General features: G+C 70.7%; 21 protein-coding genes. 11 read left to right on the forward strand and 10 right to left on the reverse strand.

Going from position 1 to position 23,323, the window contains the following annotated elements:
• Positions 1 to 80: 80 nt before the first annotated feature.
• The 4 genes from pstS to pstB all read left to right on the forward strand — a co-directional run bounded on the left by pstS (position 81) and on the right by pstB (position 4,134).
• The gene (pstS, locus tag IM770_RS15085) at positions 81 to 1,196 is read left to right on the forward strand and encodes a phosphate ABC transporter substrate-binding protein PstS (RefSeq protein ID WP_203581983.1); all 1,116 of its coding nucleotides are present in this window, start codon (positions 81 to 83) and stop codon (positions 1,194 to 1,196) included.
• Between the two features lie 71 nt (positions 1,197 to 1,267).
• Positions 1,268 to 2,212, forward strand: coding sequence for a phosphate ABC transporter permease subunit PstC (pstC, locus tag IM770_RS15090; RefSeq protein ID WP_203581984.1), 945 nt, complete (start codon positions 1,268 to 1,270; stop codon positions 2,210 to 2,212).
• Position 2,213: 1 nt separating this feature from the next.
• On the forward strand, positions 2,214 to 3,320 hold the full coding sequence (pstA, locus tag IM770_RS15095) for a phosphate ABC transporter permease PstA (RefSeq protein ID WP_203581985.1): 1,107 nt from the start codon (positions 2,214 to 2,216) through the stop codon (positions 3,318 to 3,320).
• A 34-nt stretch (positions 3,321 to 3,354) separates the two neighbouring features.
• Entirely contained in the window at positions 3,355 to 4,134 is a 780-nt protein-coding gene (pstB, locus tag IM770_RS15100; RefSeq protein ID WP_203581986.1) for a phosphate ABC transporter ATP-binding protein PstB, read from the forward strand.
• 57 nt (positions 4,135 to 4,191) lie between these two features.
• Here the strand turns inward: pstB and IM770_RS15105 are convergent, their stop codons facing one another.
• From IM770_RS15105 to IM770_RS15135, 7 genes are all read right to left on the reverse strand, one after another.
• A complete protein-coding gene (locus tag IM770_RS15105) occupies positions 4,192 to 5,079 on the reverse strand; it encodes an aminodeoxychorismate lyase (protein ID WP_203581987.1) in 888 nt (295 codons plus the stop codon).
• 319 nt (positions 5,080 to 5,398) lie between these two features.
• A complete protein-coding gene (locus IM770_RS15110) occupies positions 5,399 to 6,037 on the reverse strand; it encodes a response regulator transcription factor (protein ID WP_203581988.1) in 639 nt (212 codons plus the stop codon).
• An 81-nt stretch (positions 6,038 to 6,118) separates the two neighbouring features.
• Complete coding sequence (locus IM770_RS15115) at positions 6,119 to 6,526, reverse strand: VOC family protein (RefSeq protein ID WP_109210359.1); 408 nt, start codon at positions 6,524 to 6,526, stop codon at positions 6,119 to 6,121.
• Between the two features lie 93 nt (positions 6,527 to 6,619).
• Positions 6,620 to 6,967 (reverse strand): helix-turn-helix transcriptional regulator, encoded by a 348-nt coding sequence (locus IM770_RS15120; protein ID WP_203582134.1) that lies wholly within the window; start codon positions 6,965 to 6,967, stop codon positions 6,620 to 6,622.
• A 171-nt stretch (positions 6,968 to 7,138) separates the two neighbouring features.
• Positions 7,139 to 8,203, reverse strand: a complete 1,065-nt coding sequence (locus IM770_RS15125) for an anti-sigma factor (protein WP_239066318.1) — start codon at positions 8,201 to 8,203, stop codon at positions 7,139 to 7,141.
• Positions 8,203 to 8,805, reverse strand: a complete 603-nt coding sequence (gene sigK, locus IM770_RS15130) for an ECF RNA polymerase sigma factor SigK (protein ID WP_203581990.1) — start codon at positions 8,803 to 8,805, stop codon at positions 8,203 to 8,205. Before sigK ends, IM770_RS15125 begins: the two co-directional genes overlap by 1 nt.
• Positions 8,806 to 8,838: 33 nt before the next feature.
• Positions 8,839 to 10,566: a cytochrome c biogenesis protein DipZ gene (locus IM770_RS15135; protein WP_203581991.1), complete on the reverse strand. Its 1,728-nt coding sequence runs from the start codon at positions 10,564 to 10,566 to the stop codon at positions 8,839 to 8,841.
• A 263-nt stretch (positions 10,567 to 10,829) separates the two neighbouring features.
• Between IM770_RS15135 and IM770_RS15140 the strand changes: the two genes are divergently transcribed.
• The 7 genes from IM770_RS15140 to IM770_RS15170 all read left to right on the forward strand — a co-directional run bounded on the left by IM770_RS15140 (position 10,830) and on the right by IM770_RS15170 (position 21,755).
• A complete protein-coding gene (locus IM770_RS15140; protein WP_203581992.1) occupies positions 10,830 to 11,501 on the forward strand; it encodes a fasciclin domain-containing protein in 672 nt (223 codons plus the stop codon).
• Positions 11,502 to 11,697: 196 nt separating this feature from the next.
• The gene (locus IM770_RS15145; RefSeq protein ID WP_203581993.1) at positions 11,698 to 13,233 is read left to right on the forward strand and encodes a serine/threonine-protein kinase; all 1,536 of its coding nucleotides are present in this window, start codon (positions 11,698 to 11,700) and stop codon (positions 13,231 to 13,233) included.
• 483 nt (positions 13,234 to 13,716) lie between these two features.
• Complete coding sequence (locus IM770_RS15150) at positions 13,717 to 17,424, forward strand: nitrate reductase subunit alpha (protein ID WP_203581994.1); 3,708 nt, start codon at positions 13,717 to 13,719, stop codon at positions 17,422 to 17,424.
• Positions 17,424 to 19,121, forward strand: coding sequence for a nitrate reductase subunit beta (gene narH / locus IM770_RS15155; protein WP_203581995.1), 1,698 nt, complete (start codon positions 17,424 to 17,426; stop codon positions 19,119 to 19,121). The genes IM770_RS15150 and narH overlap by 1 nt, the downstream gene beginning before the upstream one ends.
• Positions 19,118 to 19,741, forward strand: a complete 624-nt coding sequence (gene narJ / locus IM770_RS15160) for a nitrate reductase molybdenum cofactor assembly chaperone (RefSeq protein ID WP_203581996.1) — start codon at positions 19,118 to 19,120, stop codon at positions 19,739 to 19,741. Before narH ends, narJ begins: the two co-directional genes overlap by 4 nt.
• Positions 19,741 to 20,532: a respiratory nitrate reductase subunit gamma gene (gene narI, locus IM770_RS15165; protein ID WP_203581997.1), complete on the forward strand. Its 792-nt coding sequence runs from the start codon at positions 19,741 to 19,743 to the stop codon at positions 20,530 to 20,532. Before narJ ends, narI begins: the two co-directional genes overlap by 1 nt.
• Positions 20,529 to 21,755 (forward strand): nitrate/nitrite transporter, encoded by a 1,227-nt coding sequence (locus IM770_RS15170; RefSeq protein WP_275403183.1) that lies wholly within the window; start codon positions 20,529 to 20,531, stop codon positions 21,753 to 21,755. Before narI ends, IM770_RS15170 begins: the two co-directional genes overlap by 4 nt.
• 118 nt (positions 21,756 to 21,873) lie before the next feature.
• Here IM770_RS15170 and IM770_RS15175 read toward each other — a convergent pair whose 3' ends face one another.
• Genes IM770_RS15175 through IM770_RS15185 form a run of 3 tightly spaced genes read right to left on the reverse strand, consistent with a single transcriptional unit; the run spans position 21,874 to position 23,321 of the window.
• On the reverse strand, positions 21,874 to 22,176 hold the full coding sequence (locus tag IM770_RS15175; RefSeq protein WP_203581998.1) for a hypothetical protein: 303 nt from the start codon (positions 22,174 to 22,176) through the stop codon (positions 21,874 to 21,876).
• Complete coding sequence (locus IM770_RS15180) at positions 22,173 to 22,622, reverse strand: GNAT family N-acetyltransferase (RefSeq protein ID WP_203581999.1); 450 nt, start codon at positions 22,620 to 22,622, stop codon at positions 22,173 to 22,175. The genes IM770_RS15175 and IM770_RS15180 overlap by 4 nt, the downstream gene beginning before the upstream one ends.
• 27 nt (positions 22,623 to 22,649) lie before the next feature.
• Complete coding sequence (locus IM770_RS15185) at positions 22,650 to 23,321, reverse strand: DNA alkylation repair protein (protein WP_203582000.1); 672 nt, start codon at positions 23,319 to 23,321, stop codon at positions 22,650 to 22,652.
• Between the last annotated feature and the right edge of the window lie 2 nt (positions 23,322 to 23,323).

Consider the following 23,323-nt stretch of genomic DNA (forward strand, 5'->3'; position numbering starts at 1 on the left):
GTTTCAGAACGAGCCCCGCACCGGGTTCGCACCCGAAGGCCTGCACGGCCTGATTCCCTGACACGTGAAGGATTCACACAGTGAAGATCTCCCGCATCGCCCAGGTGGGCGCTGTCGCCGCTGTCGCGGCCCTCGCCCTCGCCGGCTGCGCCGCGAACGAGACCGCCGGCGGCACGACCACCGACGAAACCACGGCGGCATCGGACCTCTCCGGCGAGATCGCCGGCGGCGGCGCCTCGTCGCAGGAGGTCGCGGTCCAGGCCTGGACCGCCGGCTTCCAGACCGCGAACCCCGACGTGACGATCACGTACGACCCCTCGGGCTCCGGCGCGGGCCGCGAGTCTTTCCAGGCGGGCGCCTTCCCGTTCGCGGGCTCCGACCGTGCCTTCAAGATCGAGGAGATCGAGGCCGGTCCGTTCGACGCCTGCGTCGAGGGCACCGACATCATCGAGCTGCCGACCTACATCTCGCCGATCGCGATCATCTTCAACGTCGAGGGCGTGGACGCGCTCAACCTCGACGCGGCGACCACCGCGGGCCTGTTCGCGGGCACCATCACGAACTGGAACGACCCGGCGATCGCGGCGCTGAACCCCGACGCCACGCTCCCCGACCTGGCCGTCACGCCGGTGCACCGCGCCGACGACTCGGGCACCACCGAGAACTTCACCGACTACCTCTACCAGGCCGCCGGTGACGTCTGGACGAGCGAACCCGACGGCGTGTGGCCGCTCTCCAGCGGTGAGGCCGCACAGGGCACCTCGGGTGTCGTCTCGGCCGTCTCGGGCGGCAACGGCACCATCGGCTACGCCGACGCGTCGCGCGCCGCCGAGGAGGGCCTGTCGACCGCCGCCATCCAGGTCGGCGACGAGTTCGTCGAGTACTCGCCGGAGGCGGCCGCGGCCATCGTCGACGCCTCGCCCCTCGAGGACGGCCGCAGTGAGGGCGACCTCGCGATCGAGCTGCAGCGCACCTCGGAAGAGGCCGGCGTCTACCCGATCGTCCTCGTGAGCTACATGATCGCGTGCCAGGAGTACGCCGACGCTGCCGTCGCCCCGATCGTCAAGGGCTACCTGCAGTACGTCGCCAGCGCCGAGGGCCAGGACGCCGCAGCCGCCGCTGCCGGCAACGCGCCGATCTCCGACACCCTGCGCGAGCAGGTCAACGCGGCGATCGACCTGATCGTCGTCGAGTGATTCTCCGATCCCCGGCTCGGTCTTCGGACCGAGCCGGGGATCACCCCTGATACCCGAACCAGAAGGACACCATGACCACGACGACCGCCGCCCCAGCGGGCAAGGTCAAGCAGCGGCCGGGCGACCGCTGGTTCTCGGGCACCGCGCTCGGAGCCGGCGTGATGATCCTCGTCACGCTCGCCGCCGTCGCGATCTTCCTCATCATCCAGTCGATCCCGGGCATGACGGCGACCAGCGACACCGCCAGCATCCTGTCGGGGAACTTCTGGGAGTACGTGTGGCCGCTCGCGTTCGGCACCGTCTGGGCATCGTTCCTCGCGCTGCTCATGGCCGTACCGCTCGCGGTGGCCGTGGCGCTCTTCATCTCGCACTACGCGCCGCGCCGCCTCGCGCAGGGTCTCGGCTACATCGTCGACCTGCTGGCCGCGGTGCCGTCGGTCGTCTTCGGCCTGTGGGGCATCATGGTGCTCGCCCCCGCCGTGCAGCCCGTCTACGCGTGGCTCAACGCCAACATGGGCTGGTTCCCGCTCTTCGCCGGCACGGTCTCCAGTACCGGCCGCACCATCTTCACCGCGGCCATCGTCCTCGCCGTCATGGTCGTGCCGATCATCACGGCCATCTGCCGTGAGATCTTCCTGCAGACCCCGGTCCTCCACGAAGAGGCCGCCCTCGCGCTCGGCGCGACCCGCTGGGAGATGATCCGCATGGCGGTCTTCCCCTTCGGCCGCAGCGGCATCGTGTCGGCGTCGATGCTGGGCCTCGGCCGCGCGCTCGGCGAGACGATGGCCGTTGCCATGGTGCTCTCAGTCGCGAACGTCGTGACCTTCCAGCTCTTCACCTCTGAGAACCCCGGCACGATCCCCGCCAACATCGCCCTCACCTTCCCCGAGGCGTACGGCGTGAACGTCAACGTCCTCATCGCAACGGGCCTCATCCTCTTCATCGTCACCTTTGCGGTCAACGCCATCGCCCGATGGATCGTCAGCCGCCGCAAGGAATTCTCGGGAGCGAACTGACATGACCGTGACGACCGCTCCCCCGCAGACGCCGCAGCAGGCGCCGGTCACCGAGACCCCGCGACTGACCAGCGGCCATCTCCCCGCCTGGTCGGTCTGGGCCATCCTGGCCGGCAGCCTGGCGGTCAGCGCCGTGGCCTTCGCCGTGCTGGCGATGGGGTCCGGCGACGGCTTCAACCTCGCCGGCTGGGCCGTCGTGTCGGCCCTGGTGTATCTCGCGCTCATCTTCACCGTCTCGTCGCTCGTCGAAGGCCGCCGCAAGGGCGTCGACCGTCTGGTCACCGGCATCGTCACGATCGCCTTCCTCATCGCGATGGTGCCGCTGGTCTCGGTCGCGATCACCGTCGTCGTCAACGGCGTCGCGGGCCTTTCCGCCGAGTTCTTCTCGTCGTCGATGCGCAACGTCGTGGGCGAGGGCGGCGGCGCCCTCCACGCGATCGTCGGAACGCTGCTGATCACGCTGGCCGCGGCGATCATCTCCATCCCGATCGGCATCTTCACCGCGATCTACCTCGTCGAGTACGGCCGCGACGGCCGCCTGAGCCGCGCCATCACGTTCCTCGTGGACGTCATGACCGGCATCCCGTCGATCGTCGCCGGTCTGTTCGCCTACGCGCTGTTCGCACTCTTCCTCACCCCCGGCATCCGCATGGGCATCATGGGATCGGTGGCGCTCTCGGTGCTGATGATCCCGGTCGTCGTCCGCTCGACGGAGGAGATGCTGCGGCTCGTCCCGAACGAGCTGCGCGAGGCGTCGTACGCGCTGGGCGTTCCGAAGTGGCGCACGATCGGCAAGGTCGTCCTCCCGACGTCCGTCGCGGGCATCACGACGGGCGTCATGCTGTCGATCTCGCGCGTCATCGGCGAGACCGCCCCGCTGCTGCTCACCGCCGGCGTGGCCACGTCGATGAACTACAACCTGTTCGACGGCCGCATGATGACGCTCCCGGTCATGGCCTACTCGCAGTACATGAACCAGGGCATCCCGGCCCAGGCCTACATCGACCGTGCGTGGGCGTGCGCCCTCGTCCTCATCGTCATCGTGATGCTCCTCAACCTCATCGCGCGCGTCGTCGCGAAGGTCTTCTCGCCGAAGCTCGGCCGCTGAGCATCCCACTTACCCGAAAGCACTGACAAGAACCATGTCCAAGAGCATCGAAGTCAACGACCTCAACGTCTACTACAGCGACTTCCTGGCCGTCGAGGGCGTCTCGCTCGACATCGAGCCGCGCAGCGTCACCGCGTTCATCGGCCCGTCCGGCTGCGGCAAGTCGACGTTCCTCCGCACCCTCAACCGCATGCACGAGGTCATCCCGGGCGCCCGCGTCGAGGGCGAGGTGCTGCTCGACGGCAACGACCTCTACGGAGCCAACGTCGACCCGGTGCTCGTGCGGCGCCAGGTGGGCATGGTGTTCCAGCGCCCCAACCCGTTCCCCACGATGTCGATCAAGGAGAACGTCCTGGCGGGCGTGAAGCTCAACAACAAGAAGCTGTCGAAGTCCGACTCGGATGCGCTCGTCGAGAAGTCGCTGCGTGGCGCCAACCTGTGGAACGAGGTGAAGGACCGCCTCGACAAGCCCGGTTCGGGTCTCTCCGGCGGTCAGCAGCAGCGCCTCTGCATCGCCCGCGCCATCGCGGTCTCGCCCGAGGTCATCCTCATGGACGAGCCGTGCTCGGCCCTCGACCCCATCTCGACCTACGCGATCGAGGAGCTGATCGGCGAGCTCAAGAACGACTACACGGTCGTGATCGTCACGCACAACATGCAGCAGGCCTCGCGCGTGAGCGACAAGACGGCGTTCTTCAACATCGCGGGCACGGGCAAGCCCGGCAAGCTCATCGAGTACAACGAGACCAAGACGATCTTCACGACCCCGTCGGTCCAGGCCACCGAGGACTACGTCTCGGGCCGGTTCGGATAAGCCTCTGCGTCACGAAGCCCTCGCCGTTCGGCGGGGGCTTCGTCGTTCGCGGGCGGCTCAGTCCCGGGGACTGAGCAGATACCGATTGAAGGATGCCGTCAGCTCGGCGTCCGCGCCGACCTCGACGCCGTCGATGGCCGTGATGGGCGCCGCCAGGCGGACGCTCGACACCAGCCACGCGGCATCCGCTTCCGCCAGCGCGCTCGTCGGGATCGTCGCGTACTCGGTCGGGAGCCCCTGCTCCTCCAAGTGCGCGAACAGGCTGAGCTGCGTCGTGCCGTGGAGGATGCCCCCGTTGGGGGCGGGGGTCACGAAGCGGCCGTCCATCCGCAGGATGAGCGAGGCGGTGGGCGCCTCCAGCACGAACCCGTCGGAGGTGACGAAGATGGCGTCGTCGGCGCCGCGGCGCTTGGCTTCGCGGATGGCGGCCATGTTGACCGCGTACGACAGCGTCTTCGCACCCAGCAGCAGCCAGGGCGCGGTGGCAGGCGTGTCGATCCCGTAGCCGCGGTCGAGCGTCACGACGCGGATGCCGCGCTCGCGCACCGCCGTGTTGTCGGCGGCGGCTGCGGCCGTGACCCACGCGGTCGGCGCCGGGCCGTGCTCCACGCCGCGGCTGAGGATGAGCTTGATGACGCCCTCGCCCGTGGCCGGGGCGTGCTGCGCGGCGATCCGGATGGCTTCGCGCCACTGCTCGAGGTTCGGTGCCGGGAGGTCGCAGATCTCGGCGGAGTGGGCGAGCCGCTCCAGGTGCGCCTGCGTCTCCTGAGGGTGGCCGTCCACGACGCCGATCGACTCGAAGATCCCGTCCCCGCGCTGGGTGCTGAGCTCGCCCACGCTGAGGGCGGGCGCCGACGGATCGATGACGCGGAACGTGTCTGCGAAGTCGGAGCGGGGATCATCGGATGCCGCGGGCTCGATCACGAGCGCGAAACGCCAGGCCATGCCCCGAGCTTAGGCGGTCGGGAATGCCCGCCCGCCCGACTCGGTTAGACTGTATCGGCCGGGCCGCAGTAACCCCGGGCTCCAACATTTGCCGCTTCGAGCGGCGCCGCGCCGAGAGGCGTTTCTGCGGCCCGGCACTTTCATGCCCGGGCCCCGTCGGCCCGGCCGCGCGCGGCCCCGTCCCCTCCCCGCGAGTCGCACCCGAGCTACCGCGAGAATCCATCTGGAGGACGAGACGCTGGTCGATACCCGCGGTCTCGTCCTCCAGATGGATTCTCGCGGTGTGTCAAGCGGACTTGGCCGGACGGAGACGGATGCCTCAGGTGAGGGCGTCGCGGCGCCACAGGGCGGCGCAGGCCGAGAGGTCGGCCGCGTAGTCCGACAGGCGCAGCGCCCGCGTGGTGAAGGCGGACGCGCGCTCGGGCTCGGTGGGCTCGTAGTCGTCGGCGACGTGCGTCGCGCCCGCGGCCTGCACGCGACAGAACGCCGCTGCGCGGTCGAGTGCCACGGCGAAGTCGCCCTCGAACAGGCCGCGCAGGATCGTGTCGACGAGCGCCACGAGCTCCTCCGGTCCGGCGGGCGACGGGGCCCCGGCCACCACGTCGTCGACCGATGCGAGCTCGGCGCGCCCGCGCTCGTAGAGGAGCGCGGCCGTGCGCGGGTCGTCGTGGATCATGAGCTGCACGAGGTAGAGCCGCCACAGCGCGCCCGGCAGGGTCTTGGCCGGCGACCGCGACCACAGCTCGGCGATGTCGTCGATGCCGTGCTCGTCGGTGAACGCCACAAGCCGGTCGACGATCACGCCGTCGGGGTCGGCGCGCACGCGCGCCAGCAGCGCGTGCGCCGTCGTGTGGGCGACGCGGGAGACCTCGGCCGGATCCTCGGCCGAGAACAGGCGGTCGAAGAGCTCCGCCGGGCGGCGGACGGGCTTGTGGAACTCCCTGGACGAATCGCTCATTCCGTCCAGGCTACCCGCCGACACGAGCACGGGCTCGCGCTGCATCGCGGCCACCCACGGCAGGCACATCGAGGGCCGCCCTCAGACCTGGTTGATTCGGATGTGGTTCCCCGCCGGGTCGCGGAACGCCGCGTCGCGCGGGCCCCAGCCCTGCTCCTTGGGCTCCTGCAGCACCTCGGCGCCGAAGGCGCGCAGCTTCTCGAACGTGGCGTCGAGGTCGCTGGTCGTGAACACGTAGGGCCCCGGGCCCGACCCCTTGACGACGAGGCGCTGCAGCGCCTCGCCGTCCTCCGGAGAGCGGCCGGCAGTCGGGTCGGACACCACGAGCGAAAGGCCGGGCTGACCGGGGAAGCCGAAGCTCACCCACCGGTGCCCGTCGTACGAGACGTCGTTCACGACCTCGAGGCCGAGGCCGTCGCGGTAGAACGGGATGGCGGCGTCGACGTCGTCGACGGTGATGGGGCTGTACGCCAGCGAGATGTTCGTCATGTCGGCCACGCTACGGCGACTTCGAGACGGCCGCTTCTCCGATCCTGCTCGGCTGGGAGCCCACTCTCGCGCCGCCCGTCGGACCGTCCGCCGTCAGGCGTACCGAGTGGGCCGCGTGAGGATCTTCGCGACGCACAGCGGCATCGCCTCCGCCGCGTCATGCGGCCGCGACCGGTACGAGCTCGGCGTCTCCCCCACGATCTCGGTGAACGTCGAGCTGAACGAGCCCAGCGAGGTCGCTCCGACGGCGGTGCAGGCATCCGTCACCGTCGCGCCTTCGCGCAGCAGCGCCATGGCTCGCTCGATGCGCCGGGTCATGAGGTACGCGTAGGGCGTCTCGCCGTACGCGGCCTTGAACTCGCGCGAGAAGTGGGCCGGCGACATCAGGGCCTTCGCGGCCATCGTGGGCACGTCGAGCGGCTCGGCGTAGTCGCGGTCCATCAGGTCGCGGGCACGGCGGAGGTGCGCGAGAGTCTGGACGGTCTGCGGGACGGATGCCACGGCCTCACGCTACCGGCATCGCCGTTGTCGCGCCGGGGCGCCGGGGCACGGGGCCGCGCGGGGGCCCGCCGGTCCGCCGAGCGGCCGGCCGCGCGGTGGTGACCTCCGACGTCAGGCCGTGGGGATCTGGACGATCGGGTCGGACGTCGGCTCCCCGGTGGGCGAGCCGCCCTGCGGCTCCACCGTCACCGCGATCACGTCGCCGGGCTCGACCGCGCCGTCGAGGAGCACCGTCGCCGCGCCGTCCTCGGCGTCGAACGTGCCTGCCGACACGGCCGCACCGTCGCGCACGAACCACGTCTCGAAGCTCTGGTCGTCGGCGAGCGCCGGCAGACCCTGCGACACGAGCACCGCCTCGCCGACGGACTCCGACCAGTGCGCGGTCGCCGTGCCGCCGTCGACGACCTCGACCGTCGCCGACTGGGCGTCGGGGGCCGATTCGATCTCGTCGAGGGCGACGACCGCCGGCGGCCGATGGAGATAGTCGTTGATGAGGGCGGCGCCCAGTCCGAGTGCGACCAGGAGCACCATCGACGCGGCCAGCGCGAGGATCCCGCGCGTCCAGTTGCGCCGAGACACCGCCTGCAGCGTGGTCGTGGTGAGCGGAGGCTCGGCCCCGCCCCGGTCGCCCGCCGTCCTGTCCAGGACCGTGGTGTCGGCCACCGGCTCGGCGTGGGTCGCGTCGACGTCGGGCTCAACCGGCTCACGCAGATCATCAGGCTCGAAACCGGCCGTCGCGGCATCTGCCGGCGGCGCAATGGGGGCGAACTCAGCGCCGGTCGGACCCGCGCCCGGCTCCGCTGCGGGGTCGGCGAGCACGGTCGCGTCGGCCTCCGCTGCGTCCGCAGGCGCGGCGTCAGGCGTCGGGAACTCGGCGGGCGAGGTCCACCGGTCCACGGGCGCCGCGGCGGCGGCGACGGCGGCGACGGCGGCGTCCATCGCGGGCAGCTGGGGCGTGGTGGCGACCCGCGAGAGCAGCGTCGAGCGCAGCTTCAGAGGGGGCAGCGCGTCGGAGACGGTGTCGGCGAGCGCCGCGACGGTCGCGGCATCCGTCATCACCCGGCTCTCCCATTCCGGGTGCTCGCGGCGCGCACGATCGAAAGCGAGCCGGTCTGCGGGCGACAGCGCGTTCAGCGCGGCGCCGGCTGCCAGCTCGGCGAACTCCTTCTCGTCCATCACGCGGTCACCCCCAGTTCGGCTCTCAGACGGGACAGCCCGTCCCGCATCCTCGTCTTGATCGTGCCCAGCGGAGCGCCGACCAGGGCCGCGATCTCGCTCTGACTGTATCCCCCGTAATACGCGAGGGTCAGCGCCTCCCGCTGGACGTCGGGCAGCGCCGCCAGTGCGGTCGCGACCCTCTGGCCCTCGATGCGCAGCTCGGCCTGTTCTGCGACTCCGTCGTGGGCGACATCGAGGTCGCGGAAGCCCGCCCGCACATCGCGATCGCTGCTCGCCTGCGACGACCGCACGCGGTCGACGGCCCGGCGATGCGCGATCGTGAGCACCCACGACCTCCCCTGCCCTCTGTTCGGAGCGAACCGCGCGGCGGATTGCCACACCTCGAGGAAGACCTCCTGCAGCACCTCTTCGCTCTGCGCGCGGTCGACGAGCACGCGCAGGATGAGGCCGAAGACGCGGGGCGAGAGCAGGTCGTAGACGCGCGCGAACGCCGCCTGATCCGCCTGCGCGACGCGCAGCAGCAGCTCGCCCACGCGGTCGACGGGTTCGGTGCCGTCCTCCGGCACGTCGATTCCGTCGATCACCACATCCACCAGCATGCCCTACGCACCTCCCCGTCACTCCGAGCCGCGTCACCCGAACGTGAAGGAGTACACTTCGACCCCCGCCGACACGGTGACGTCGAGGACGCGGGTTCCGGCATCCGTCCCGTCCGCCACGGCGTAGGAGCGCGGCGTGCCCGTGACGCGCACCGTGCGCTCCGCCCCGCCGTCCACCTGGACGCGCACCTCGCCCTCGCCGGCGAGCACCATGCGCACCTCCTGGGCCTGGAAGCGGAGACGGATGCCGCCACCGCCGTCGCCGGCGGGCGTGGCGTACTGTGTCTCGACGCGCCACGCCCCATCGAGTGCGAACGAGTCGTCGGGCTGGTCGGCAGGCAGGTCGTACGCCCTCTCGCCGAAGCGATAGGCGTCGCCGCCACCGTAGTTCACGTCCTTCGCCGAGCCCAGGAACGTCTCTGGCGTCCGCGGACCGTCAGGGGTGTCGTCGGCGACGTCGGTCGCCGCGGGCAGCTCGGCCGTCGCGTCCGCGGCCTGCAGCAGCTCGCGGATGAGCTTCTCCGTCGCGGCGTAGTTCCCCTCGCCGAAGGCGATGTGCCGCACTGTTCCCTCGGCATCGATCAGGTAGTGGGCGGGCCAGTAGCGATTGCGGTAATTGGTCCACGTCGAGAGGCTGTTGTCGAGCGCGACCGGGTAGGTGATGCCGAAGTCGCGGGCGCCCGCCGCGACGTTCGCGGCATCCTTCTCGAACGCGTACTCGGGAGAGTGCACGCCGATCACCTGGAGCCCCGCCTCGCGGTAGGCGGCGTCCCACGCGACGACGTGCGGGATGCTGCGCTGGCAGTTGATGCAGGAGTACGCCCAGAAATCGACCAGGACCACCTGGCCCCGGAGATCCGCGAGATCGACGGCCGCGCCGCCGGGGGTGTTCAGCCATTCCGCGATCCCCCGGATGCTCGGCGCCGTCCCGCACGACTCGAGCTCGCGGGCGCCGTTCGTGCAGCGGTCGAGGTCCTTGTTCTCGTCGGTCACGAGCCCGCCGAGGTCGAGCGCCCGTCGCGCGTCGGGGTTGTCGGTGAGCTCACGCTGCACGCCCGCGGTGTAGTCCGGCACCGCCCGCTGCAGCAGCTGAGGCACGTTGAAGACCAGGCCGACGGCGAGCGCCAGCATCGCGACGCCGGCGGCGATGCGGAGTCCCCGCTCGCGCGTGCGGAAAGCCCTGATGCGCTCGACGAGACCGCGCCCCGCCAGCGCGAAGAAGAGGAGCGGCACCGCGACCCCGATCGCGAATGACACCGTGAGCACCACCGTGCCGACGTCGATGCGCCCCGTCGACCCGGCGACGATGATCGCCGCGAGCACCGGTCCCGCGCACGGGACGAAGACGGTGCCGAGCGCGAGCCCGACGCCGAAGCCGCTCCCCCGGTTCTGCACCTCGGCGCGCCGAGCGAGCTTCTGGAAGGGCTTCTCGAGGACCTGCTCGAACCGGGGCACGAGCAATCCCACGCCGATCAGCACGAGGACCGCGATCCCGGTCCAGCGCAGCACGTCCTGCGGCAGTCCGAGCGCCCCCAGCAGCAGCGAGCCGAGCAGCGTCACGAGGGTGAAGCTCGTGACGAGTCCCGCGATCACAAGGTACGGCCGCCACCGCGAGGCGGGGGCGGGACCCCCTGTGCCGTCCGCGTCGAAGCGGGCGGACTGCGCGCCGCCGGTGAGGAAGACGACCGGCAGCACGGGCAGGATGCACGGCGAGATCCCGGTGATGAGTCCGCCCAGCAGACCGATGACGACGAGCTCCATGCGACCCTCCCCTTCCGTCGCCGGTTGTTCGCGGCGCCGACCCGTTCGGATTGGGCGGGCGCGCCCGCCGAGTGTGAGGACACGCGGAATGCGGGAGCGGATGCCGCGCCTGCCGCCCACGGGAACGCCCGGGTCGCGGCATCCGCCGACGAATTCCCCATCCGATCCGGCGGCGCCTCCGAACAACCCGTACAGCCGCTCCTGCGGCACTCCCCGCACCGGGGAACCAGACGCGGTCGCACGACCGCCGTGAGGAGGAAGACATGTCCCGCATGACCAGGAAGCGCGTGTCGGCAGGGCTGGCGCTCGCCGTGGCGGCGACCTTCGCGCTGTCCGCCTGTTCGATGGGCGGATCGACGGCCGAGCCCGAGACCGAGCCCTCGACCCCCATGGAGGCGACCGAGGAGCCGATGGCCGAGGAGCCGATGGCCGACCCCGCCGCCGATCTCGTCGGCCCGGGGTGCGCCGCCTATGCCGAGGCCGTGCCGGACGGCGACGGCTCCATCGAGGGGATGTCGGCCGATCCCGTCGCGGTCGCCGCCTCGAACAACCCGATGCTGACGACGCTGACCGCCGCGGTCAGCGGGCAGCTCAACCCGGAGGTCGACCTCGTCGACACGCTGAACGGCGACGAGTTCACCGTCTTCGCTCCGGTCGACGACGCCTTCGCCGCGATCGATCCGGCCACGGTCGAGTCGCTGAAGACCGACACCGCGACGCTGACCTCGATCCTCACGTACCACGTGGTCCCCGGTCGCATCGAGCCGGCAGACATCGCCGGCATGCACACCACGGTGCAGGGCGCCGATCTCGAGGTCACCGGCGAGGGCGACATGTGGATGGTGAACGACGCGAACGTGATCTGCGGTGGGGTGCAGACCGCGAACGCGACCGTCTACCTCATCGACGCGGTGCTGATGCCTCCGGCACAGTGACCGCCGCCGGCTTCGGCCGGCGTTCGGGGGGCGGCGCGGCCGCCGACGCCTGGGGGCGGCGTCGGCGGCTTCGCCGTGCGTGCTTGCACAGTCCCGCGGGATCGTCAAGCGGGTCTCGGCCGGGGGGTGCGGTGCTTAACGTGGGGTTTAGCCCGGAGTCGTGCCGGAGGGGTGCGGGGCCTGGGCGGGAGGACAAGTGACGGACCTGCGTGAGTCGGGGGAACTCTCGACGGGCGAGCTTCTGGACGATCGATACGTCCTGCAGGAGCGGATCGGCGAGGGCGGGATGGCCCGCGTATATCGCGCCGAAGACACGCATCTGCAGCGCTCGGTCGCGGTGAAGGTGTTCCGCGAGCCCACCGACGGCATCGACTCGGTCGAGCGAGCGCTGTCGGAGACGACGCTCCTCGCCTCGCTCAGTCACCATTCGCTCGTCACCGTGTTCGATGCCCGGGTGGGCTCGGACGACACCAGCTATCTGGTGATGGAGCACGTCGACGGCATCACGCTGCGCGACCTCATCGCCGACGGTCCCGTCGAGCCGAGAGTCGTCGCCTCCATCGCGATCGACATCGCCGAAGGTCTGCACGTCGCGCACGACCACGGCGTCGTGCACCGAGACATCAAGCCCTCCAACGTGTTGCTGCGGCCGTCACCGCGACCCGGGTGGGAATGGCGCGCGAAGCTGGCGGACTTCGGCATCGCGTATCTCATGGACTCGGCGCGGGTCACCACCCCGGGCGTGATCGTCGGCACGATGGCGTATGTCGCGCCCGAGCAGGCACGGGGGGCGGTGCCGGCGCCGCCCGCCGACATCTACGCTTTCGGCCTGCTGCTGATCGAGGCGCTCACCGGTGAGCGGCCCTTCGGGGATGCGGAAGGCATCGGCACGGTCGTCGCGCGCCTGTCGGCGGGGCCCCGGATCCCGGAGTCGCTGCACCCGGCGTGGCAGGGGCTGCTGCGGGGCATGACGGCGATCCGGCCGGACGACCGGCCGACCGCGCTCGACGTGGTGTCGGCGGCGTCGCGGCTGGCCGCGATGGAGAACGCCCTCGCGCGCGAGAAGGCCGACCCGGCGACGGCACCCGTCGCGATGACGGCGGCGGCGGTCGTCACGCCCGAGAAGGCATCGCCGGCCGCACCCGAAGCGCTGCCGTCAAGCGCCGAAGCGCCGGCGGCAACGCCCGGCACCGGCCCCACGCAGGTGTTCTCACCGCCCGTCGCGCCGTCCGAGTCGCTCTCACCGGGCTTGGCCGGGCGGGCGCGCCACGGCGCGCTGCGCCGAGACGCACGCCGGTCAGCCGTTGGTCCGGCGGCATCGGTCGTGTCGACCGCTGCCGCGCCGGTCGTGCCGACGCTCTCGGACGACGAGCGTCGTCCCTCGCGGCGTGCGCTGGTCATCGGCATCGTGATCGCGGCGCTCCTCGCGCTTGCCCTCGCGCTCGGGACCCTCTGGCTGGCGAACAGCTGGACGGCCGAACCCGAGCCGGTGCCGACGACGCCCGTCGAGGAGCCGGCGGTACCCGCGCCAGCCGAGGACGCCCCCGTCGAAGAGGCTCCGGCGGAGCAGCCGGTCGAGCAGGCGCCCGCCGAGCAGGCGCCCGCCGAGCAGGCGCCGCCCGCGGACACGGGCGGCGGCAGCGACAACAGCGGCCCCGGCAACAACAACGGCAATGGCAACGGCAACGGCGGCGGCAACAGCGGAAACGGCCGCGGCAACGGCAACGGCTGACTCCGCGCACCGACGCCCCGACCACACGGCAGGCATTGCTAGGGTGGGAGACGCCCCTATAGCTCAGTTGGTTAGAGCAACGGACTTCAAGACAACAAATGGAGCGCCGGCGCAGAAATGCGTCGGATGACCGCCGCTATATGCTGGGACGCCCTGAGAGCCCGAGGTACTCGCCAGTGTCAGACGACACCGGCAGTGACAATCCGAGGGATTGGGTAATCAGCAGGTAACCGCAAGGGAACCTCAGAGACTACACGCGGCGCACCTGACCGGCCCGGCCGAAGGTGAAGATATAGTCCAGACTGCAAGCCGGAGACGGTGGCTGGGGAAACTCAGTGCAGCAGGTTAATCCGTGGGTCCAGGGTTCGAGCCCCTGTGGGGGCACCACTTCTCCTCGCTCGTCCCCGTCACCCGGCGAACGTCGGGAAAAGGCATCCCATCCCCCCTGGCGCACGCGCCGGACCTTTCGCTAGGGTCCGAGACATGACGCCCCAGATCGGTGTGGACGGCCCGGCTTCCGACGCCCTGCTGGCTGCAGGGCGGTTCTTCACGAGGTGGGACGAGACCGCCGATCACCGGGCGGCGTTTCTCGAGGGCGGCCGAGACGGCGACGCGTTCTACCGGGATCGGTGGAGTCACGACAAGGTCGTCCGGTCGACGCACGGGGTGAACTGCACGGGCTCCTGTTCGTGGAAGGTGTACGTCAAGGACGGCATCATCACGTGGGAGGCCCAGGAGACCGACTATCCGAGCGTCGGCCCCGACCGTCCCGAATACGAGCCCCGCGGGTGTCCCCGCGGGGCTGCTTTTTCGTGGTACACCTACTCGCCGACGCGCGTGCGCTACCCGTACGTCCGGGGCGTCCTGCTCGAGGAGTACCGGGCGGCGAAGGCCCGGACCGGCGACCCGGTCGAGGCGTTCGGCGAGATCACGAAGAATCCCGAGACGCGACAGCGCTATCAGCGCGCCCGCGGCAAGGGCGGGCTGGTGCGCGCATCCTGGCGCGAGGCGGTCGAGCTCGTCGCCGCCGGCTACGTCCACACCATCAAGGAGTACGGCCCCGATCGTGTCGCCGGGTTCTCGCCGATCCCGGCCATGTCGATGGTGTCGCACTGCATCGGCACGCGGTTCACGCAGCTCGTCGGCGGCGTGATGACCTCGTTCTACGACTGGTACGCCGACCTGCCGGTCGCGAGTCCGCAGGTGTTCGGCGATCAGACCGACGTGCCCGAGTCGGGCGACTGGTGGGACGCCACCTACCTCATGATGTGGGGCTCCAACGTGCCGGTCACCCGCACCCCCGACGCCCACTGGATGGCCGAGGTGCGCTACCGCGGCACGAAAGTCGTGACGGTGAGCCCCGACTACGCCGACAACACCAAGTTCGCCGACGAGTGGCTGCCCTGCCAGGCCGGCACCGACGCCGCGCTCGCGATGGCGATGGGACACGTCGTGCTCAAGGAGAACTACGTCGACCGCCGGGTGCCGTTCTTCGCCGACTTCGCGCGTCAGTACACCGACCTCCCCCACCTCGTGCGACTCGTCGAGCGCGACGGCGCCTACGTGCCCGGCACGTTCGTCACCTCCACGGATCTCGGCGGCGACACGCCTGAGGATGAGTGGAAGACGGTGGTGCTGGATGCCGCCACCGCCACGCCGCGCGTTCCGAACGGCTCGATGGGCTTCCGGTACGCGCCGTCGGGCGAGGGCCGCTGGAACCTCGACCTCGAAGGCGTGGAGCCCGCGCTCTCGATCGCCGACCTGCCGGCCGCGACCGGGAGGCCGGAGGCCGTCGAGGTGCTCCTCCCCCGCTTCGACTCCGCCGACGGCTCGGGTGAGGTGCTCCGCCGCGGCGTCCCCGCGACCCGGGTGAGCGGCATCCTCGTCACCACCGTCCTCGACCTCATGCTCGCCCAGTACGGCGTCGCGCGCGACGGACTGCCCGGCGACTGGCCGACCGGGCTCGACGACGCCGACTCGCCGTACACCCCGGCCTGGCAGGAGGAGATCACCGGCGTGCCGGCGCAGGCGTGCACGCGCATCGCGCGCGAGTTCGCCGCCAACGCGGTGGAATCGAACGGCCGCTCGATGATCATCATGGGCGCGGGCATCTGTCAGTGGTTCCACGGCGACGCGACCTACCGCGCGATCCTGGCGCTGCTGATCCTCACGGGCTCGATGGGGCGCAACGGCGGTGGCTGGGCGCACTACGTCGGGCAGGAGAAGTGCCGCCCGATCACCGGCTGGCTCTCGCTCGCGAACGCCCTGGACTGGAACCGGCCGCCCCGCACCATGATCGGCACCGCGTACTGGTACATGCACACCGACCAATGGCGCTTCGACGGGTACGCCGCCGACGCGCTGGCCTCTCCGCTCGCCGAGGGCAACCTCGCCGGCATGCACACGGCCGACACCATCGCGCAGTCGGCGCGCCTCGGGTGGATGCCGTTCTACCCGCAGTTCGACGTCAACCCGCTCGACCTCGCCGATCGGGCCGACGCCGCCGTGGCGAACGGAGAGGCGGCGGATGCGGCATCCTTCGTCGCCGCGCAGCTCTCCTCCGGTGCGCTGCAGCCCGCCATCGCCGACGTCGACGCCCCCGAGAACTGGCCGCGCCTGCTCACGCTGTGGCGCTCGAACCTGATGGGATCGAGCGCGAAGGGCAACGAGTACTTCCTCAAGCATCTGCTCGGCACGCACAGCAACGTGATGGCCACGGACGAGGCGAGCGTGCGGCCGAACGACGTGACCTGGCGAGACGAGATCCCCGAGGGGAAGCTCGACCTGCTGGTGTCGGCGGACTTCCGCATGACCTCAACGACGCTCCTGTCGGACGTCGTCTTCCCCGCGGCCACCTGGTACGAGAAGCACGACCTCTCGTCCACCGACATGCACCCGTTCGTGCACGCGTTCACCCCTGCGATCGACCCGCCGTGGGAGGCGAAGAGCGACTTCGACCTCTTCCACGCGATCGCGGTCGAATTCTCGGCCCAGGCGCGGACCCACCTGGGCACGCGCCGCGACCTGGTCTCGGTGCCGATGCAGCACGACACCCCGGGCGAGACGTCGCAGCCGGGCGGCGAGGTGCGGGACTGGGCGCGCGGCGACGGCCCGGGCATCCCCGGCAAGACGATGCCGCAGTTCACGGTCGTTGAGCGCGACTACACGGCGATCGCCGACAAGCTCGCCGCGGTGGGACCGCTCGCCGACAAGCTCGGCTTCACCATCAAGAACGTCACCTACGACGTCGCGCACGAGGTCGAGCGGCTGGCACAGAAGAACGGCGTCATGCTCGGCGGCGCGGCCGACGGCCGCCCCGCGATGGACACCGACGTCAAGATGGCCGAGGCGATCCTGGCCTTCTCGGGCACGACCAACGGCGAGCTCGCCGCGCAGGGCTTCCGCACCCTCGAGAAGCGCGTGGGCAAGCCGCTGGCCGACCTCGCCGAGGGGTCGGAGGAGAAGCGCATCACCTTCGCGATGACGCAGGCGGCTCCCGTGCCGGTGATCACGTCGCCGGAGTGGTCGGGCTCGGAGACGGGCGGCCGGCGGTACGCGCCGTTCACCGTGAACATCGAGCGGCTGAAGCCCTTCCACACCCTCACCGGCCGCATGCACTTCTATCTCGACCACGCCTGGATGCGCGACCTCGGCGAGGCCTTGCCGATCTACCGCCCGCCGCTCGACATGCACCGGCTGTTCGGCGAGCCCAAGCTCGGGCCGGACGGCGCGCAGCAGGTCGTCGTGCGCTACCTCACGCCGCACTCGAAGTGGTCGATCCACTCCGAGTATCAGGACAACCTCTTCATGCTGTCGCTCTCGCGCGGCGGTCCGACGGTGTGGATGAGTCCGGCTGATGCCGCGGCCATCGGCGCCGCCGACAACGACTGGGTCGAGTGCGTCAACTCCAACGGCGTCTTGGTGGCGCGGGCGATCGTGTCGCACCGCATGCCGACCGGCGTGGTCTACGTGCACCACGCCCAGGAGCGCACGATCGACGTGCCGAAGTCCGAAGCGACCGGCCGGCGCGGCGGCATCCACAACTCCGTCACGAGGCTGCTGGTCAAACCCACCCACCTCATCGGCGGGTACGCGCAGCTCTCGTACACGTTCAACTACCTCGGCCCGACGGGGAACCAGCGCGACATGGTGGCGACGGTCCGCCGCCGCAGCCAGGAGGTGGAGTACTGATGCGCGTGATGGCCCAGATGGGCATGGTGATGAACCTCGACAAGTGCATCGGGTGCCACACCTGCTCGGTGACCTGCAAGCAGGCGTGGACGAACCGCGCCGGCACGGAGTACGTGTGGTTCAACAACGTCGAGACGCGGCCCGGGCAGGGGTACCCCCGCCGCTACGAGGATCAGGACCAGTGGCGCGGCGGCTGGACGCTCAACAAGCGCGGCCGGCTGTCGCTGCGGACGGGGAGCCGCCTCAAGCGCCTCTTCACCATCTTCTCCTCGCCGGTGCAGCCGAAGCTCGAGGACTACTACGAGCCGTGGACGTACGACTACGAGACGCTCATCGACGCGCCGCTGGGCGATGACTTCCCGGTGGCGAGGCCGAAGTCGCTGATCACCGGCGAGGACACCAAGATCACGTGGTCGGCGAACTGGGACGACGACCTCGGCGGCGCGAGTGAGATGGGTCACCTCGACCCGATCGTGGAGCGCGTGCGCCGAGAGTCGGAAGACGCGATCAAGCTGCAGTTCGAGAAGACCTTCATGTTCTACCTGCCGCGGATCTGCGAGCACTGCCTCAATCCGTCATGCATGGCGTCCTGCCCGTCGGGCGCGATCTACAAGCGCGCCGAGGACGGCATCGTGCTCGTCGACCAGGACCGCTGCCGCGGCTGGCGGCAGTGCATCACCGGCTGCCCGTACAAGAAGATCTACTTCAACCACAAGACCGGCAAGGCCGAGAAGTGCACGCTCTGCTACCCGCGGCTCGAAGTCGGCATCCCGACCGTCTGCTCCGAGACGTGCGTCGGGCGCCTCCGGTACCTCGGGCTGTTCCTGTACGACGCCGACCGCGTCACCGAGGCGGCCTCGACGCCCGACCCGAAGGACCTGTACGAGGCGCAGCTCGACCTCATTCTCGACCCGAACGACCCCGAGGTGATCGCGGCGGTGCGCGCCCAGGGCGACATCCCGGACGACTGGATGGACGCCGCGCGCCGTTCCCCCGTCTACGCCCTGGCGAAGACCTACCGCGTCGCGCTGCCGCTGCACCCCGAGTACCGCACGATGCCGATGGTCTGGTACATCCCGCCGCTGTCGCCGATCGTCGACCTGCTGCGCGACCAGGGTCACGACTCCGAGGCCGCGGGCACGCTGTTCGGCGCCATCGAGGCGCTCCGCATCCCCGTCGAGTACCTCGCCGAGCTCTTCACGGCGGGCGACACCGACATCATCACGGGCGTGCTGTGGCGTCTCGCGGCGATGCGCTCGTACCTGCGCGACATCACACTCGACCGCGAGCGCGACGAGTCGATCCCCGAAGCCGTCGGCATGACCGGCGAGTCGATCTACGCGATGTACCGGCTGCTCGCGATCGCGAAGTACGAGGAGCGCTACGTCATCCCGACGGCGCACTACGAGCGCGCGCACGAGCTCGAGGAGCTGGGCTGCTCGCTCGACTTCGACGGCGGCCCGTACGGCAACGAGGCCGGCATGTTCGGCGAGGCGAGCGGCCGGCCGGTGCCCGTCGCGGTCGAGACCTTCCATGCGCTGAAGGAGCGCCAGACGTCCGACGCGGCGGCGAGCGGCGAGGCCCTGCGCGGTCGCGTCAACCTGCTCAACTGGGACGGCAACGGCGCGCCGCCGGGCCTGTTCCCGGCGCGCTCCAGGGAAGCGGAGACGGATGCCGCGCCCGGAGGTCCGTCATGAGCGCGCGGGTGGTCCATCAGGCGGCCTCCCTCTGCCTGAGCTATCCCGACGACACGGTGCTCGGCTCGGCGACGCTGATCGACGCGGCTCTGCGGGAGGCGGCACCGCGGGCTGCGGCATCCTTCGCCCCTCTCCTGGAGTGGTGGCGGACGACCCCGGCGCCCGAAGTGGAGACGGTGTACGTCGACACGTTCGACATGTCGCGGCGGCATGCCCTCTACCTGAGCTACTGGACCGACGGCGACACGCGCCGCCGCGGCGCGGTGCTGGCCGATCTCAAGGGCCGGTACCGCGCCGCGGGTCTCGCCCTCGACGGCAGCGGAGAGCTGCCCGACTTCCTGCCGCTGGTGCTGGAGTTCGCGCGCCATGCGCCCGCCGAGGGTGCGGCGCTGCTGCAGGAGTACCGGCCCAGCCTCGAGCTCATCCGGCTCGCGCTGGCCGAACGCGCGTCGCCCTACGCGGGGGTCGTCGCCGCGGTGTGCGACGCCCTGCCCGGGCGCTCGCCCGCCGACCGGCAGCAGGCGATGGCGATGGCGGCCGCGGGTCCCCCGCGCGAGTCGGTGGGCCTCGACGCCCACGATCCGCGGCTGCTGCCCCTCGAGCCCGTCGGGAGGCGCTGATGGACCTCTTCCTGTGGGGCATCCTCCCCTACGTCATGGTCGCCGTGCTGGTCGGCGGCACCATCTGGCGCTACCGCTACGACCAGTTCGGGTGGACGACGCGGTCGTCGCAGCTCTACGAGTCGCGGCTGCTGCGGATCGGGTCGCCGCTGTTCCACTTCGGCATCCTCGTGGTGGTCATCGGGCACGTCGTCGGCCTCGTGATCCCCCAGGCGTGGACCGACGCGCTGGGCGTCTCGGAGGAGATGTACCACCTCGCCGCGCTGGGGCTCGGCACGGTGGCGGGGTTTGCGACGCTCGTCGGGGTCGGCATCCTGATCTACCGGCGACGCACGACCGGGCCGGTCTTCATGGCGACCACTCGCAACGACAAGACGATGTACGTCGTCCTCGTCGCCGCGATCGTCGCGGGCCTCGCCACGACGGTGCTGAGCGTCATCGGCCCGCCGCATGAGACGACGTACCGCGAGACGGTGGCCCCGTGGTTCCGGTCGCTCTTCGTCTTCCAGCCCGACATCCAGGCCATGAGCCAGGCGTCGCTCGACTTCCAGATCCACACGCTGATCGGCATGGCGCTGTTCATGATCTGGCCCTTCACGCGGCTGGTCCACGCCTTCACCGCGCCGGTGCACTACCTGTTCCGGCCCTACATCGTGTACCGCTCACGTGACGGCCGCCCCACGACCGCGCGCGGGATCCGACGCGGCTGGGCGCCCGTGGGCACCTCCGACCGCACCCCCGATCGCAAGTCCGGCAGCCGCGCCAGCGGCAAGACGGGAGGACGACGATGACGACGGATGCCGCGGCCACCGCAGCCGCCGGCACGCAGGAGCTGCCGGGCCGCACCCGGAACCTGCTGCTGGCGCTGCTCGCGTTCACGATCACGTTCTGGGCCTGGAACCTCGTGGCTCCGCTCGCGGTGCAGTACAGCGCCGAGATGGGCCTCGACTCGACCCAGGCGTCGCTGCTCATCGCGACGCCCGTGCTGGTCGGCTCGCTCGGGCGCATCCTCACCGGCGCCTTCACCGACCGCTTCGGCGGACGGCTGATGTTCACGATCCTCACCGCCGCCTCGGCCGTTCCCGTGGTGCTCGTGGCACTCGCCGGCGTCTGGGGCTCCTACGCGCTGATGCTGGCCTTCGGATTCGTGCTCGGCATCGCGGGCACGACGTTCGCCGTCGGCATCCCGTTCGTGAACGCCTGGTACGAGCCCGCGAAGCGCGGCTTCGCGACCGGGCTGTTCGGGGCGGGCATGGGCGGCACCGCCCTGTCGGCGTTCTTCACCCCGCGCATGGTGGCGTGGTTCGGGTACGTGCCGACCCACCTCATCATCGCGGGCGCCCTGCTGGTCGTCGCGCTCGTGGTGTGGGTGTTCATGCGCGACTCGCCGCTGTGGAAGCCCAACACCGCGCCCGTGATGCCCAAGCTCAAGGCCGCGTCGAAGCTCGCCGTGACGTGGCAGATGGCGTTCCTGTACGCCGTCACCTTCGGCGGCTTCGTGGCGTTCTCGACCTACCTGCCGACGTATCTGAAGGAGGTCTACGGCTACGACCTCGCCGACGCCGGCGCCCGCACGGCGGGCTTCGCGATCGCCGCGGTCATCGCCCGCCCGGTGGGCGGGTGGCTCTCGGACCGCATCGGCCCCGCGACCGTGCTCAGCATCTCGCTCGGCGGTGCCGCCGTCATGGCCGTGGTCATCGCCCTCAAGCCGCCGCCCGAGCTCGCCGCCGGCACGTCGTTCGTGCTGATGGCGCTCGCCCTCGGCCTCGGAACCGGCGCCGTCTTCACGTGGGTCGCGCAGCGTGCGCCCGCGGAGCGGGTGGGCACCGTCACCGGCATCGTCGGGGCGGCGGGCGGTCTCGGCGGATACTTCCCCCCGCTCGTGATGGGGGCGACTTACAACGCCGAGACGCACAGCTACACGATCGGCCTGAGCCTGCTGTGCCTGACCGCGCTCCTCGCGCTCGGCTTCACGATCTTCCTGGCCCGCCGGGGGCGCCGCACGCCGGCCTGAGGCTGCGCGGCCGAATGGCGGCGAGCGACTGCTGCAGTTTCCTGCAGCTGCTGCGTCGCGCGACGCAGCAGCTGCAGGAAAGTGCAGCAGTTGCGTGACGAGCGGGCCGACCGTGGACTCAGCGGGCGATCGACGCGGCGACCACCCACAGCCCGACGCTCAGCACGAGCGTGACCAGCGGGTACCAGAACGCACGGTGCTTGCGCGACAGCGCCACGATCCCCGCGACGGCGCCGACCACCGCGAGAGCCAGCGGGACGTAGCCGCCGAGCACGATCGCGACCGTGTTGTCGTGGTTTCCGATCGCCCACACGAGCGATACGAAGAAGAGCACGACCGCGATCCCGACCGAGAATCCGATCAGCAACAGCGTCGCGACCAGGTCGCCCATGCTCCGTTCGGTCTGAGCCGAGGGGGTCATCCGCGCAGCCCGATCTCGTAGTGCACGAATCCGGTGTGCGTCGCGACGCGGTCGTACAGCGCACGCGCCGTGGCATTGCTCTCATGCGTGAGCCAGTACACCTTCGCGGCGTCGCGCTCCCGCGCCCATTCGGTCACGTGCGCGATGAGGGCACGTCCCGCGCCCGTGCCCCGCGTGTCGGGCGCCACGAAGAGGTCCTCGAGATAGACGTACGGCGCCGGCGACCAGGTCGCGCCGTGCGTGAGCCAATGGACGAAGCCGATCGCGCGGCCGTCATCGTCGAGGGCGATCGCACCGTGTATCGGGAACTGCGGGTCGAGAAGGCGGTTCCAGGTCAGTGCGGTCTGCTCGGCAGCGACCTCCGACTCGTAGAACTCGAGGTAGCCGCGCCACAGCGGGAGCCAGGCGTCACGGTCAGCGGGGGCGAGGGGGCGGATCTGGGTCACGAGCCCGAGGGTATCGGCTCGCGCGCGTCAGGCGAGGGCGGTGCGGGCGGTGCGTCGCGCGTGCGCGCTGAGGTCGCCGCCGCGACGCGCGAGGAACTCCTCCAGCCGACCGCGGTCGACCCGTCCGATCTCGCGCAGCGCCACGCCCACATTCGTCTGCACGAGATGCTCCGGATCATCCGCGAGGATCTCGCACAGCGCGAGCGGGTCATCCAGATCGCCCGACCGGATGATCCAGAAGGCCGCGGTGACGGCGGTGCGGCGATGCCAGCGGTCGTCCGACCGGGCGAGGTCGAACAGCACGTCGCGCGGCTTGTCGAGGAGGTACCACCCGATCACGCGGGGTGCTGCCCGGTCGATGTAGTCCCACGTGTCGATGCGGTCGAGGCGCCGCATCCAGAGGTCGTACAGTGCGGCGCGGTCCGCGTCCTTCGCTCGCGCCTGGGCGTCGAGGATCGACACGGCGACCATCCGCACCTCGTACGCGTCCGAGTCGAGCAGGCGGTCCACCTCGCTCAGCGGCATCCGCGCGCTCTTCTTCGCGATGTCGAACACCGTGCCCATGCGCACGCCGATGACCTCGGTGCGGTCGTCCGTCATGCGGCCCTGGATCTTGACGCGTTCGTCGACGGATGCCGCCGCCTCGAGCTCGGCGCGGACGCCCTCGGCCGTCAGCGCCCGCGGCAGCGCCTCAGTCACCG

Origin of the sequence: Microbacterium hibisci, assembly GCF_015278255.1 — a bacterium.
Taxonomy (GTDB): domain Bacteria; phylum Actinomycetota; class Actinomycetes; order Actinomycetales; family Microbacteriaceae; genus Microbacterium; species Microbacterium hibisci.